This window comes from Brevibacillus sp. HB1.4B, assembly GCF_013284285.1.
In the GTDB taxonomy this organism is placed as follows: Bacteria; Bacillota; Bacilli; order Brevibacillales; family Brevibacillaceae; genus Brevibacillus; species Brevibacillus porteri.
This window is the reverse complement of record NZ_JABSUT010000011.1, coordinates 203,279-220,183: the sequence shown is the minus strand read 5'-3', so window position 1 is coordinate 220,183 and position 16,905 is coordinate 203,279. Positions and strand designations below refer to the sequence as shown.

The following is a 16,905-nucleotide window of genomic DNA, read 5'->3' as shown; positions in this document are numbered from 1 at the left end:
GTGGACGATTCGATGAGTCAACGCCTACTTTGTAAAGGAGGGGGAGGCTTACCGACTACTATCCATTTTAAAAGTCTGATCAAGCAGAGCGGGTGAGGAACTTCATAATTTTAGAGGGTTCCCCCTTCATTATCAAGCTCAAAAAGGGAGGATAACCATGACCATGGAAGATCAAGTGAATCATTGGCTTTCAGAATTGGCAGGAGAGGCTCCATTGCTACAGCTTCCGTTTGATATCCCCAGACAAAAAAATGTTCGCTATGAAGAAGAGTGGCAATCGATTGATCTGTCAAAACCGGTGGGGGAAAAAGCAAGATTGCTTTGCATGCAAGAAGAGACCGACATGTTTACGCTATTCTTGGTTGCATACCATAGCTATCTTTACAGATATACGGGGCAAAACGACATTCGGATTGGTGCGATAGAGGGTGATAGCTCTGCCTTTTTTGCAAGTCGAGTGATTATGGGTGGAACGACGAATTTTAAGCAGCTGTTGAACGAGGTCAAAGAGAATGGGATGGAGGAGAAGCTTACCAGCAACTCCGAAACTACGAAATTATTTCATACCTTTTTAAGAGTGGGAAAAGCTGGGGATGGGGATATCAAACTTTTTGTCGATTCCCAAATAGCAAATGTAGAGCTGCGTGTTGATGTCGAAGAAGCTGAGGGAATGCGCATAACTTTTACATATAATTCCTTCCTGTTTACACAACAGACGATACGACGAATGATCGAGAACTTTTGTAACTGGATCGAACAAGTAATCACGGATGTCGAAACTCCTATCGATTTATTGAGACTAATAACCAAAAACCAAGAGAGAGAACTGGTAGACGAGTGGTGCAGGAATGATGAACCCACGAATGTTCCTGACACAATCTTGAATGCCTTTGATTTCCAAGCCAATCGGAATCCCGATGCCATCGCGCTCGTTTTTAAGCAAGAGAAGATGACCTATCGGGAATTGGATCTCCGCTCAAATCAATTGTCGAATTACCTCCGAAAGATTGGTGTAACGAGTGAAGTGCTGGTGGGAATATGCCAAGAGCGTTCCATGGAAATGATCGTAAGCATATTAGGTGTGTTGAAAGCAGGAGGCGCTTATGTACCGATCGATCCTGCTTATCCCGTTCAAAGACTCCACTATATTATGGGAGATGCTGCTTTACAAGTAGTGATTGCGGATGAAGCGTCCGCGACGAAAGTACCTGACGGAATAAAAGTGGTAAAATTGTCGGATTATTGCGAAATTTTGTCGAATGAAAGCACGGAGCCCCCTGCAATGGAAGTAAACGGCCATAATCTTGCTTATGTCATCTATACCTCCGGCTCGACAGGAAATCCGAAAGGGGTAATGATTGAGCATCATTCCGTTATGAATTTTCTTCAAACGCTGGAGAGTCGCAGTCCACTTTTACAAACGGACAGGCTTTTACAAAAAACGTCTGTTTCCTTTGATGCTTCTGTTTGGGAACTCTTTTGGTGGATGTTGAAAGGCGCTAGCTTGTACATCCTCCCGAACAGCGATGAGAAAGACCCTGCCTTGCTTGTGAAAGCAGTCGAGATGCATAAAATTACCCATCTCGAGTTTGTGCCATCTATGTTGAAAGCTGTATTGGATTCTATAGAAAATCATGGTTCTTCTGCTGCATTATCCTCCTTGAAATACGTCACAGTTGGAGGGGAAGTACTTCCGCCTCCTGTTGTTACGAAATGTACCGATCTGTTGACCATTCCTCATGGTACAACCTTATACAACACATATGGGCCGACAGAGACGACAGTCGAGGTTGCCAGCTTCAAATGCCATCCAGATGAAAAACACGCGCAAATACCCATTGGAAAACCGAATGCCAATACACAGTTATACGTGTTGAACGAGCATTTGCAAATGCAACCTGTCGGAGTTGCCGGAGAACTGTATGTCGGCGGATCAGGCGTAGCAAGAGGTTACTTGAACCGTCCTGAATTGACAAAGGAACGCTTTATTTCCAACCCGTATTGTCCAAAATCAGACTCGCGTTTGTATCGAACGGGAGATTTGGTTCGGTACTTGGCCGACGGAAACTTGGAGTATATCGGGCGCAATGACAACCAGGTAAAAGTGAGAGGGTACAGAATTGAGCTGGAGGAAATTGAAGTCACTTTAGGCAATCATTCGACTGTTGAGCAAGCAATCATTGTCGCGAAAAAAGACGCCTATGAAAATAACAAGCTGATCGCTTATGTGATAGGGTCTGGAACGGTAACAGAATGGCGTGATTATCTGAAGGCTCAGCTTCCAGAGTTCATGGTTCCGGCCTACTTTGTGAAAATGGATGTTTTCCCGCTTACTCCCAGTGGAAAAATTGACCTGAAGTCACTGCCAGAGGTAGGTAATAGTCGTCCGCATGTTTCGAAGGAATATGTAAAACCGGAAACAGAATGGGAAACGAAGCTCTTGGACATTTGGATGGATTTGTTCGGATACGATGAGATTGGAGTCGAGGATAATTTCTTTGAATTAGGCGGACATTCGCTGTTGGGGACTCAGGTTATTGCCAGAATCCGTGCTCTTTTCAAGAAAGAGATTCCGTTGTCTGCTCTGTTTACCCATCCGACGATTCGGAGCATCGTGCCGATCGTAACTGCCGCAGATGAGGTAGATGCAGTGGATGCGTTACCTGCCATCAAGAGGGTATCACGAGATCGAGAATTGCCGCTTTCTTATTCGCAAGAAAGAGTGTGGTTTTTAGAACAGTTAAGCGCGAATAATTTGGCTTATATTTTTCAAGCCACAATGAAAGTGCGGGGGATGCTGGATCTCCCCATACTCAATAAGTGTTTTACAGAGATTGTTCGCAGACATGAAATATTCCGAACCGTTTTTCATGAGAAAAATGGACAACCCTATCAGGTGATCTATGAACCATTCGATGTGGAATTGCCTGTTATAGATGTTTCGCACTTACCTGAGAGTGATCGTGCCGCCGAAGTCCAAAGACTCATTCAAATGGAGATCAAAAATCCGATTGATATCGCACAGCTGCCATTGGCGCGATGGATTGTTTATAAGATTTCTGAGTTGGAGTCTGTCATTTTGTTTGTGGAGCATCATCTGATTCATGATGGATGGTCATTCCGCAAATTTTTAAAAGAACTGTTTACGCTATACAGTGCCTATCTTGAAAAGAAACCATCTCCACTGGCTGAGTTGCCGATTCAATTCGCAGACTATTGCGTATGGCAGAATGAGCTGTTTAAGCGCGGCAAGGAAAACAAGCAGTTAACGTACTGGAAGAATCTACTGCAAGGGGCCAATGGGGTTCTGGAACTACCCACTGACAGGCCACGACCAGTAAATCAAACCTTTCACGGGAATATGTTTACCCAATTAATACCGGAAGAACTGTATCTTCAATTGCGTGATTACTGCATGAAAACAAACACGACCTTATTCATGGTCATGATGTCTGCGTTTCAAACCTTGCTCCATCGTTATTCCAATCAAGAAGACATTATTGTAGGTTCGGGTATCGCGAATCGCCGCTGGAAAGACACGGAAGAATTGATCGGGATGTTTGTCAACAATATTGTGATCCGTACGCAATTTACCGACAATATGACGTTCCAGGATGTATTGCAAGATGTGAAGAGATCGGCCTTGGAAGCGTACGAGAATCAAGAGATTCCTTTTGACCAAGTAGTCGATGCCTTAAAACTGAAGCGTGATCAAAGCCGTAACCCTCTATTCCAAGTCATGTTTAGTTTCCAGGATGCAAAAGTCACGCATTTACCTGTATCCAATCTGAATATTCAACTCACTGAAGGCATTAGCAACGGATCGGCCAAATTTGATATCAACGTAGTGGTGACGAATCATGAGGAGCTCTCTTCTTCTCTTTTAACAAAGGATGAATACGGAAGTATAAGCCTTGACTGGGAATACAATACGGATTTGTATGACGAATCTACGATGCGCCGCATGTTTGCGCATTATATTGAATTGCTGAAAAGCGTTCTTACGCACAGTGACCGGACGTTGCATTCCATGCCTATGCTGACCGCTTCTGAAGAGAACCAAATTCTCCAAGAGTGGAATGATACGGATGTTGCTTTTGAGGATCAAAAAACGCTCCATCAAATATTCGAAGAGCAAGCTGCCCGGACGCCAGAGCGAATGGCGGTTGTATTCGGCAACGAACAATGGACCTACAGGCAAATAAACAACAGGGCAAACTTCTTGGCAAGCAAATTGCGAAATCAGGGAGTGAAGCCGGATACATTAGTAGGGTTACTGAGTGAGCGTTCTCCCGACATGATGATTGGTATTCTTGCCATTCTAAAAGCGGGTGGAGCGTATATGCCGATGGACACAGTGGCTCCGAAAGAAAGACTGTCCTATATTCTCCGGGATAGCGATACGAAGGTCGTCGTCATGCAAGAGAAATTCAAGACAGCGATCGATTTCAATGGACCCGTCCTGTTATTGGAAGAGAATAGGCCGGATCAGGATGTAGAATGCGAGAATCTGGAGTCCGTTGCCCATTCGAAAAATTTGGCGTATGTCATCTATACCTCAGGTTCGACGGGGGCACCAAAAGGAGTCATGATCGAGCATTGCTCGGTTGTCAATCGGATGAACTGGATGGTCCATCGCTACCCAATGAACGAGCATGACACCATCATGCAAAAGACTCCCTATTGTTTTGATGTTTCCGTAACGGAATTAGTCCTATGGTTTTTCACTGGTAGTAAATTATGTTTCCTCGCTCCCCATGCAGAGAAAGACCCGGAGCTTATTGTCAAAACGGTTGCCCAGCATCAGATAACTTATATTCATTTTGTTCCATCTATGCTCAGCATCTTTTTAGACCATTTGGAAAACGTGGATTGCGCAGAGGAAATCAAAACTTTACAGCGAGTCTATACAACCGGGGAAGCTTTGAGTGCGGAACAGGTTCAACGTTTTCATCGATTAATCGGGCAAAGGAATCATACGACTCTTATTAATCTGTATGGTCCTACGGAAACGACTATTGAAGTGACCTACTATGATTGCCAGGCCGATAGCAAGGTAATCCCCATTGGTAAGCCTATGGATAATATTCAAGCCTACATCCTCAATAAGGAAGGGGACCTGCAACCAATAGGCGTGATGGGCGAATTGGTTATTGGGGGCATTGGTCTTGCACGAGGGTATATCGGAAAGCCTGAGTTAACAGCTGAACGTTTTGTCCCGAATCCTTTTGGCAATCCATCTGAAAGGTTATACAAGACAGGTGACTACGCTCGGTGGATGCCAGACGGCAATATTGAGTACATCGGCCGTATGGATAATCAAGTGAAAATTCGCGGTTATCGGATTGAATTAGGTGAAATCGAAGCGGTTATGAGGAAGCAGCAAGGGGCAGGAGAAGTGGCAATCATTGCCCATGAATATGAGCCGGGGGATAAACGATTAATTGCTTATTACAGTGGGGCATCAGAGGCCGAGACAGTAAAAAGCCATTTACAGAAACAGTTACCGCCTTATATGATTCCTTCTTATTTTGTACGGGTGGGTGAAATGCCGCTCACATCGAGTGGCAAATTGGATCGTAAAGCATTGCCACTGCCTGATATCCACATAGTAAGCCATCACTACGCAGCGCCGCGAAACTCAACGGAAGAATTGCTCGCACTCATATGGAGTGAAATTTTAAGAGTAAACCAAATAGGGGTATTTGATTCGTTCTTTGAATTGGGCGGGCATTCCCTGTTGGCAACACAGGTTGTATCGCGCATACGAGAAGTGTTTGGTCAACATCTACCTCTCCGAGCGATCTTTGATTGCCCGACCATTGAGGGGTTGGCTAAGCGGCTAACCGAATTGCGACAAGGCGAAAAAATGGTTCAACTGCCTGCGCTCCTACAAGTGGATAGAACGGAACCCATTCCGTTATCTTTTGCGCAGCAGCGGTTGTGGTTTTTTGACCAACTGGAGCCAGGAAGCAACGTCTATAACATTCCTTATGTATGGCGCTTAAGCGGTTCATGGGATGTTGCCGGATTAGAAAAAGGATTTAACCAATTGGTTGAACGTCATGAAATGCTTCGTACCGTATTCGCAAAACAAAATGGCGTCCCTGTACAGCTCGTTCAGCCGCATCAATCAAGATCATTGCCTGTCATAGATGTAAGTAGTCTCTCCGCGGATGAAAGTGAAAAGCAGGTCCAGCATTCTATTCAACAGAGTGCTGATCGCGTATTTGACTTGAGCCAAGGACCGTTGATTGAAGCCGAGCTGATTAAGCAGGATGAATCGGAGTATGTTCTACTTTGTACCGTACATCATATTGTATTCGATGGCTGGTCAGAGGATATCTTGTTGGACGAGTGGATGGCATTTTATGAAGAAGCAGTCAGCGGAACACCTGCTGATCTGCCACCGTTATCCATTCAATACGGGGACTTTGCTGTCTGGCAAAGACAATGGCTATCAGATGAGACGATGAAAGAGCAAGTGGCGTATTGGGAAAATGAACTTGCAGACGATCTTACGGTGCTTCAGTTGCCATTCGATCGTCCACGACCAGCCATTCAAACGTATGCAGGAGACATGCAGCATATCGATCTGGCCCCTTCATTATTAGAAAAACTAAAAGCTTTCAGCAAGCAAGAGGGCGCTTCCCTGTTCATGACATTACTAGCTGCCTATCAGAGCTTTCTCTCTCGGTATACCGGACAAACAGACATTTTAGTAGGAAGCCCGGTTGCGAATCGCACTCGAAAAGAAATGGAAGGGTTAATCGGGTGCTTTGTAAACACGCTGGTTTACAGAGTGAACGTCGAAGACAATCCAAGCTTCAGGCAATTGGTCGCCCAAGTCAAAGAAAAAACATTGCGCGGGCAAGAAAATCAGGATGTGCCCTTTGAAAAAATAGTAGAGGCTCTCCAGCCAGAGCGAAATGCAAGCTACTCCCCTGTTTTCCAAACGATTTTTACGATGCAAACCCACCTGAGAAACGTAAAGCAATGGCCAAATAGAAAAATTGAGCCAGTGAAAAGCACCATCAAGGTTGCCAAATTTGATTTGTCCATTTCAATAGAAGTCAATTCAGAGCACTCGTTGACGATTTCATTCGGCTACAATACAGACCTATTTAATCCGTCCAGCATAGAACGAATGATCGGACATTTTGTGAATTGGCTCGAACAAGTGATGGCATATCCTGAGGAGTCAATAGAAGGCTTGCGATTGATTTCAGAAGAGGAAGAAAAACAACTGCTGGAAATGTGGAGTAATCATTAGGAGGTGCTGTATGCAAGATTCCATTACCGCATTATGGGAAGAACAAGTGGAACTTCATCCTGATGCCATTGCATTGGTATACAAAGATGCAAGCCTTACCTACAAGGAGCTTAACAGCAGAGCGAATCGATTGGCCCATTATTTAAAATCGTGCGGGGTTGGAGCAGAGAGCCGAGTTGGCTTGTACATGGATCGCTCGTTTGAAATGATCATCAGTATGGTTGCTATTTTAAAGGCAGGCGGGGCCTATGTCCCGCTTGACCCTGCCTACCCTGAGCAACGATTGCTTTATATGCTGCAAGATGCAAGCATTTCGATTGTGCTGACACAAGACAGCTTGAAGTCCAGACTGCCACACGGAATGAAAATCGTTTGTCCTGATCTGGACGCTAGCAAGATCAACAAGGAATCAGATGCGAATGTAGGCGAGAGTACGACTTCGGAAAGTCTAGCCTATTTGATGTATACGTCCGGTTCGACAGGAAATCCCAAAGGGGTACTCATCCCTCACCGAGGGGTGATCCGACTTACGAAGCACGCCTCCTATGTATCACTCACACCGGAAGAAACGATATTGCAACTAGCGTCGATCTCATTCGATGCGGCTACCTTCGAGATATGGGGGAGCTTGCTCAATGGCGCGAGATTGGTGATTTATCCATTTCACGGCCTGTCTCTTGACGAGTTGGGACAAGTGCTGCGTGACGAAAAAATCAGTACGTTATGGCTAACCGCAGGCATTTTTCATCAAATGATCGATTATCGGATCGAAGACTTAAGAGGAGTGCGTCAATTGTTGACTGGCGGCGACATCGTGTCCGCCAAACATGCGCAACGAGCTTTAGACATGTTACCAGATACACTGGTGATTAATGGGTATGGTCCGACAGAGAATACGACATTTACGTGCTACTATCACATAAAAGAGAAGAGTGAGATTCAACATTCCGTTCCAATCGGCCGACCGATCAATGATACCGAGGTCTTTATCCTAAACGATAAACAAAAGCTCGTTCCTGTTGGTCTTGTGGGCGAATTATATGTGGGGGGAAAGGGACTCGCTTTCGGATACTGGAATCGACCGGAGTTGAATCAAGAGAAGTTTATTCCGCATCCATTTCAACAAGACCCTGAAGCGCGATTATACAGGACGGGTGACCTGGTGAAATATGTGCCAGGCAGAGGAATCGAATTTATTGGTCGAAAAGATAATCAAGTAAAAATAAGAGGAAACCGGATTGAGCTCGGTGAGATCGTAGCTGTTCTCAATCAGCATGAGCGCGTAAGGGAAGCCGTCGTCCTTGTACATGAATATGGATCCGATGATAAACGCCTGATTGCTTATATCACGGGAGATGGGGATGTCGATGAATGGAAGCGGTATGCGAATGAACAATTGCCGCCTTTCATGGTCCCTTCCTATTTTGTGAAAATGGACGCTTTCCCGCTTACAGCTAACGGGAAGGTAGACCGTCAAGCATTGCCGTTGCCAGAAATGCGCACGATGAAGGATGAATTTGTCGCACCACGTACGGATACCGAGAAGAGGATCGCAGAGATTTGGTATGAAATTTTAAAGGTGGAGCGTCTTAGCATCCATGACTCCTTCTTTGATTTGGGTGGACACTCGCTGCTTGCGACGCAGGTCATATCCCGCTTGCAGGAAGCCTTTCATCTGTCGATCCCGTTGCGCATCTTGTTTGAATGCCCGACAATCGCAAGCCTAGATGCCAAAATGATGGAGCTTGTCCGGGATGGCAAAAGAGAACGGACACCAGCTATTGCGAGAGTCTCTCATCGAGACAAGCTGCCGTTATCGCATGCCCAGCAGCGTCTATGGTTTTTGCATCAATTGGAACCGGAAAGTACGGCCTACAACGTTCCTCACATGTGGCGCTTAACAGGGCAGTGGAATGTGCGTGCGTTGGAAACGGGATGGAATGCGCTCCTTCAACGCCATGACATCTTGCGTACTGTGTTTCCGAATGAAGGGGGTCAACCTTTCCAGGCTATTGAACCCTATGTGTATCAAACGTTACCAGTGATCGATCTACGTGATCGACCTGCTGCCGAAAAAGAAGAGCAAATCCACGACTATATCGAACAGGAAGCAGACAAAAGATTTGATCTACAGCGAGGACCCTTGATTCAAGTCAAATTAATCGTCGTCGAAGAGGATCAGTTCCTTTTGCTGTGCACGATGCATCATGTCATTACGGATGGTTGGTCTGAAGATATCTTATTGGAAGAATGGCTTGCCTTTTATGAGGAAGCAGAAAGCGGGGCACGTGCGGAACTACCAGAATTGTCGATTCAATACGCTGATTTCTCGGTATGGCAGCGCGAATGGCTGACGGATGAAGTGATGAGCCAACAACTCGACTATTGGAAAGCGGAGTTGTCCGGGGAGCTACCTGCCTTGCAATTGCCGATCGATCGACCAAGACCAAGCATTCAAACCTATGCCGGAGATATGCATAAAATTGTACTGGCATCCGAATTGCTTGAGAAGCTGAAAGCGTTCAGTCGGCAAGAGAATACCACCCTATTTATGACCCTGATGGCCGCGTACCAAGGCTTTTTATCCAGATATACCGGGCAAAACGATATTTTGGTGGGCAGCCCGATAGCGAACCGTAATGTAAAGGAAATCGAAGGATTGATTGGCTTTTTCGTCAATACGCTCGTCTACCGGGCGAACCTCCAAGACAATCCTACGTTCCAGCAATTACTTGCCCAAGTAAAAGAAAAAGCTCTACAGGCACAGGAATACCAAGATGTCCCGTTTGAAAAAATCGTAGAAATGCTGCAACTGGAGCGCAATACAAGCTACTCCCCGGTATTTCAGACGGTGTTCACATGGGCGGAAATGACAGAGGATGTCTATCGCACGTCCAGTGGGCAATTAGAAAAAATGCCGGTTCAGATCAATGTGGCGAAATTTGATCTTCAGTTATCCATGGGTGAGTCCGAAGACGGCCTCGTGATGAACATGATCTACAACACGGATCTATTTGATGCATCCACCATTGAAAAAATGACAGTCCGCTTCGCGCATTGGTTGCAAGAGCTTGTAAACACACCGGATGTGCCGATTGCCTTGCTGGAATTGTTGACTGAGGAAGAACGTCACAGACTCTTACTCGAATGGAATCATACTAGTGGTGACTTTGGAAAAAATGATGGGGCTACAGTCTCTATGCAAGATTCCATCTCCACATTATTTGAAGAACAAGTGGAGCTTTATCCTGACGCCACTGCATTAGCATACAAAGGTACGAGCCTGTCCTATAGAGAGCTTAATAGCAGAGCGAATCAATTGGCGCATTATTTAAAATCGTGCGGAGTAGGAGCAGATAGCCGAGTTGGTTTGTACATGGATCGCTCGTTTGAAATGATCATCAGTATGGTTGCTATTTTAAAGGCAGGCGGTGCCTATGTTCCGCTTGACCCTGCTTACCCTGAGCAACGCTTGCTTTATATGCTGCAAGATGCAAGCATCTCGATTGTACTGACACAAGAAAGCTTGATGTCCAGACTGCCAGATGGATTGAAAATCGTTTGTCCCGACCTGCAAGCTCGTGAGATCAACAAGGAATCAGATACAAATCTAGGCGAGAGTACGACTTCGGAAAGTCTAGCCTATTTGATGTATACGTCCGGTTCGACAGGAAATCCGAAGGGGGTACTCATCCCTCATCGAGGGGTGATCCGACTTACGAAGCATGCCTCTTATGTATCACTCACACCGGAAGAAACCATGCTGCAACTCGCGTCGATCTCATTTGATGCAGCTACCTTCGAAATTTGGGGGAGCCTGCTAAATGGCGCGAAATTGGTGATTTATCCATTTCACGGCCTGTCTCTTGAAGAGTTGGGACAAGTGCTGCGTGACGAGGAAATCAGCACGTTATGGCTAACCGCAGGCGTTTTTCATCAAATGATCGATTACCGGATCGAGTATTTAAAAGGGGTGCGTCAATTGTTGGCTGGCGGCGACATCGTGTCCGCCAAGCATGCGCAACGTGCCTTGGATATGTTACCAGATACATTGGTGATTAACGGGTATGGCCCGACAGAAAACACGACATTTACTTGCTATTATCCTATAAAAAATAAGAGCGAAATCCAGCACTCCGTTCCGATCGGTCGACCGATCAATGATACGGAGGTGTATATCTTAAGCGAAATGTTAAAGGTAGTTCCTGACGGTCTCGTGGGGGAGTTGTATGTGGGAGGCAAGGGACTAGCTTTCGGATACTGGACCCGACCGGAAATGAGCCAAGAGAAGTTTATTCCGCATCCTTTTCAACAAGACTCTGAAGCGAGATTATACAGGACGGGCGACCTGGTGAAATATGTGCCAGGGCGAGGAATCGAATTTATCGGTCGAAAAGATAATCAAGTGAAAATAAGAGGGAACAGGATTGAGCTCGGTGAGATTGTAGCTGTCCTCAGTCAGCATGAGAGCGTAAGAGACGCCGTCGTCCTTATACATGAATATGGAGCGGACGATAAACGTCTGATTGCTTATATCGCGGGAGACGGGGATGTCGATGAATGGAAACGGTATGCGAGTGAACAATTGCCATCTTTCATGGTCCCTTCCTATTTTGTGAAAATGGACGTTTTCCCACTTACAGCTAACGGGAAGGTGGACCGTCAAGCATTGCCGCTTCCAGAAATGCGCACGATGAAGGACGAATTTGTCGCACCACGTACGGATACAGAGAATAGGATCGCAGAGATTTGGCGTGAAGTTTTAAAAACGGAAACGGAACGATTGAGTATCCACGATTCCTTTTTCGATTTGGGTGGACACTCGTTGCTTGCGACGCAGGTCATATCCCGCTTGCAGGAAGCCTTTCATCTATCTATCCCGTTGCGCATCCTGTTTGAATGCCCGACCATCGCAAGTCTAGATGCCAAAATGATGGAGCTTGGCCGGGATGGAAAAAAAGAACGGACACCAGCTATTGTGAAGGCCTCGCATCTTGAAAAGCTACCGTTATCGCATGCCCAGCAGCGTCTATGGTTTTTACATCAATTAGAACCGGAGAGTACGGCGTACAATGTTCCTCACATGTGGCGCTTAACAGGGCAGTGGAATGCGCAGGCGTTGGAAATGGGATGGAATGCGCTTCTTCAACGTCATGACATCTTGCGCACTGTGTTTTCGAATGAAGGGGGTCAACCTTTCCAAGTCATTGAACCCCATGTGTCTCGAACGTTACCAGTGACTGATCTACGCGATCGACCTGCCTCCGAAAAAGAAGAGCAAATTCACGATATTATCATGCAGGAAGCAGACAGAAGGTTTGATCTACAGCGGGGACCCTTGATTCAAACCAGGTTAATCGTGATCGAAGAGGATCAGTTCCTTTTGCTGTGCACCATGCATCATGTCATTACGGATGGCTGGTCAGAGGATATCTTATTGGAAGAATGGTTGGCCTTTTACGAGGAAGCAGAGAGCGGGGCACGTGCGGAGCTGTCAGAATTGCCGATTCAATACGCTGATTTCGCGGTATGGCAGCGTGAATGGCTGACGGATGAAGTGATGGGCCGACAACTGGACTATTGGAAAGCGGAGTTGTCTGGAGAGCTTCCTGTCTTGCAATTGCCGATTGATCGACCAAGACCAAGCATTCAAACCTACGCCGGAAGTATGCATAAGATGGTGCTGACATCCGAATTGCTTGAGAAGCTGAAAGCGTTTAGTCGGCAAGAGAATACCACCTTATTTATGACCCTGATGGCCGCGTACCAAGGCTTTTTATCCAGATATACCGGACAGACCGATATTTTGGTGGGAAGCCCCATAGCGAACCGACATGTAAAGGAAATCGAAGGATTGATTGGCTTTTTCGTGAATACGCTCGTCTACCGGGCGAACTTCCAAGACAATCCAACGTTCCAGCAATTCCTTGCCCAAGTAAAAGAAAAAGCTCTACAGGCACAGGAGTACCAGGATGTCCCGTTTGAAAAAATCGTAGAAATGCTGCAATTGGAACGCAATACAAGCTACTCCCCGGTATTTCAGACAGTGTTCACATGGGCAGAAATGAAAGAGGATGTCTATCATTCGTTCAGTGGGCAATTAGAAAAAATGCCGGTTCATATCAATGTGGCGAAATTTGATCTTCAGTTATCCATGGGTGAGTCTGAGGACGGTCTCGTGATGAACATGATCTACAACACGGATCTATTTGATGCATCCACGATTGAAAAAATGACAGAGCACTTCGCAAATTGGTTGCAAGAGCTTGTGAATGCACCGGACGTGCCGATGGCCTTGCTAGAATTGTTGAGCGAGAAAGAACGTCACAAAATCCTCGTGGAGTGGAATGATACAGCAGTCGCCATTCCAGAGAATACATGCCTGCATGATTTGTTTATCGAACAAGCCAAAAAGACACCGGAACTCATTGCAGCTGAATATGGCAGTGAAAAGATGACCTATCAAGAACTGGATAGACGTTCTAACCAGTTAGCGCACTACCTGATTATGCTGGGTGTTGGACCCAATACGCCTGTCGGGATATGTATGAATCGCTCCATCGAGCTTGTCATTTCGATTCTCGGCATCGTAAAGGCTGGCGGAGCATTTCTCCCCTTGGATACCGAAATGCCGCAAGCGAGGATGGCGAAACTGTTGGAAAGCTCCAAAACCAACATTTGTATATCCGAGCCGGAGTTCATGAACCTGTTTGGACAAGCCACTCCTGTGAGATGTATAGATTCCCAAGCGGAAAAAGAAAAAATAGCAAGCATGCCGGAGGGATTGCCGGAGCAAACCGTAAAACCGACAGATTTAGTTTCGATTTATTACACGTCAGGTTCGACCGGAAATCCGAAAGGCGTTGAAAACCTCCATTATGGCTGGGTAAATCGCATGTTATGGATGCAGCGACAACATGGCTTGGGGCAGGGAGAGTCTATTCTGCAAAAAACAACCTTAACATTTGATGATGCAGCTGTTGAGTTTTTTTGGCCATTGTCTGTAGGGGGACGGATATCACTCTTGGAACCATGGCTGCATCGGGACCCTGAGGCGATTATCCAGGCTGCTATTCACTATCAAGTTGCGTGCATTCAATTTGTACCGAGCATGCTCAATATGTTTGTGGACGCCCTTTCTCCAGAGGATGCATCCAACTTGCACAAATTAAAAAATGTCATCTCCAGTGGGGAGGCGCTTTTACCCGAAACAGTAGGCAAGTTCTTTAAAAAGCTAAATGCCAAACTCCATAATACGTGGGGGGCCACAGAAGTATCGATCGACTCCACCATTTACACATGCTCACCAATGGACGTGCTGGAAAAGGATTGTGTGAGTGTAGGCAAGCCGATTGATAACAACAGAGTCTATGTTCTTGACCAAAATAGGAAGGCTGTCCCAATTGGCGTCATTGGCGACCTTTATATTGGGGGCCTTGGATTGGCCAGAGGCTATCTGCATAATAGCGAGAAAACCCAAGAAGTATTTATGGAGAATCCGTTTGTACCTGGGGAAAGAATATATCGAACCGGCGACAAGGGGTACTTCCTGCCTTCGGGCAACATTAAATTCGTAGGCAGACAAGATAATCAAATCAAGATTAGAGGCATGCGGGTTGAATTGGGTGAAATTGAATCCACATTAAGCAGGCATCCGTCCGTTCGTGAAGCAGCCGTTATTTCTGTGAAAAACGACAGGTCAGCTACCGAATTGGCTGCTTATATCGTGGGGGACGGGGATGTAAACGAATGGCGGGCATTCCTGAAGGAGCATTTGCCTGCTTATATGATTCCAACTTATTTCATGAAGTTGGACAGCATTCCTAAAACCACGAGTGGAAAAATTGACCGAAATAGACTGGAATTACCAGTCATGAAACCAAGCGATTTCTCGATCATTGAGCCGCGCACGATACCTGAAGAACTTATCCACTCCATCTGGTGCGATATATTACAGGTGGATCGGATTTCGATCAAGGACTCATTCTTTGATAGGGGTGGACATTCCTTATTGGCTACGCAAGTCATTTCCCGCATGCGAAATGTTTTGGGGATGGACATACCTTTGCGCACGATTTTTGAGTTTCCAACCATTGAAGCGATTGCCGCCCGTATTTCTGAGATTAAGCAAGGCAGTGAGACGAATACCCGCATCCATGAAGTATCGCGCGTGGAAAATCAGACAGATGTCTCCTTATTCGAAGTATCCCATGGGCAAAGAAGACAATGGTTCCATGCAAAATTCAGTGACCAAGAAGCAGTAGGAGGGGTTTACCTCTTTGAAGTAGACGGTCCCGTTGACAGTCATTCTCTGCACAGGTCTATGGGCCTCATGTTTGAACGTCACAGAATCATGCGCACGACGATTATAGAAAACGAAGGGCAATTGTATCAAAAAGTGCATGACGACCTTGAGGTGGAGAATGCGTTTGTAGATTTGTCTTCGTTATCTGTGACGGAAGGCGAGCAGCGTATCAAAATGGATTTGCAAGTTGCTCTGTACAAGCCATTTGATTTTTCGCGAGAGTCTTTCTTCCGGATGACTTTGTATCGAATCTCATCAACGAAGCACTTCTTCATCTTGAGCGCGCATCATATTGGATTTGATGGCTGGTCGTTAGATGTGTTTATGAATGATCTCGCGGGCATTTATCAACAAGTAAAGAGTGGGGTGCAACAGGAGTTTTCCAAACCATTGGATTATATGGATTACACCTTGTGGCAGCAAGCACGGTTGCAAAATGGAGAACTGAACCGACAACGGGACTATTGGTTAAAACAACTGCAACAAAATGTAGATGCACCGTTCATACCGCGAGAGACACAATCGTACACACACGGCAACCGAATTTCAAACGTAGCTTCGCTTCCAATCGAGCAAGTGAAGGGACAATCGCTTTTAGAATTGACTCGAATGGCTGGTGGTACCGTCTATACGAGCTTGCTTGCGGCGATCAACATTTGGCTGTCACTCCTCACAGATCAAACCATCATAACTGTCGGCTCGACATTATCTGGCCGCACGCAGACGGATCTAGAAGGAATTATTGGACCGCTCATCAATCCGGTCGCCATGCGTACAGACTTGTCTGGCAACCCGACTGTATTGGAAATGATGAACAGAACAAGAGAAACCGCATATGGTGCGTACGAGAATCAAGAGTATCCGTACAATTTGGTTGTAGAGGATCAACTAGCTGCCACAGGCGATAAGAAGAGTTTGTATTCCCTTGTTTTTATTGGACAACATGTATCGAACAATCAGCCTGAATCAGATGAAATGACCTTTACAGAATGTCCGTTACGTCGTTTTCTGGATGAAACGATTATCAAAGCATATGAAGGCAGTCACTTTGTTCAAGACGATCAATTGGATATGATGTTATTTTTGTCCACGCGTCATGACCAACTGATGTTAACTGCTCATTACAACACGGAAGCATTCAGCGAAAATGCAATGGATACGTTACTAGATCAGTTAAAGCATGTCATTTGCCAAATGATTGACAATCCAATGCAGCGCTTGTCTCAAATAAACTTGGTGGAAGAATATGATTTCAATGAACTATTCAGCTAACTAGTTTATGGCTGTTGGGGCATGCTGGTGAGAGCCGCATGCCCAACCATTACGC

Annotated in this window: 2 protein-coding genes; both read left to right on the top strand. The window is 45.8% G+C overall.

The features are described from left to right. The first annotated feature begins 157 nt into the window (after positions 1–157). The gene (locus HP398_RS24470) at positions 158–7,273 is read left to right on the top strand and encodes an amino acid adenylation domain-containing protein (protein ID WP_173623900.1); all 7,116 of its coding nucleotides are present in this window, start codon (positions 158–160) and stop codon (positions 7,271–7,273) included. A gap of 10 nt (positions 7,274–7,283) precedes the next feature. Then, positions 7,284–16,850, top strand: coding sequence for a non-ribosomal peptide synthetase (locus tag HP398_RS24465; protein ID WP_173623899.1), 9,567 nt, complete (start codon positions 7,284–7,286; stop codon positions 16,848–16,850). Positions 16,851–16,905: the final 55 nt, after the last annotated feature.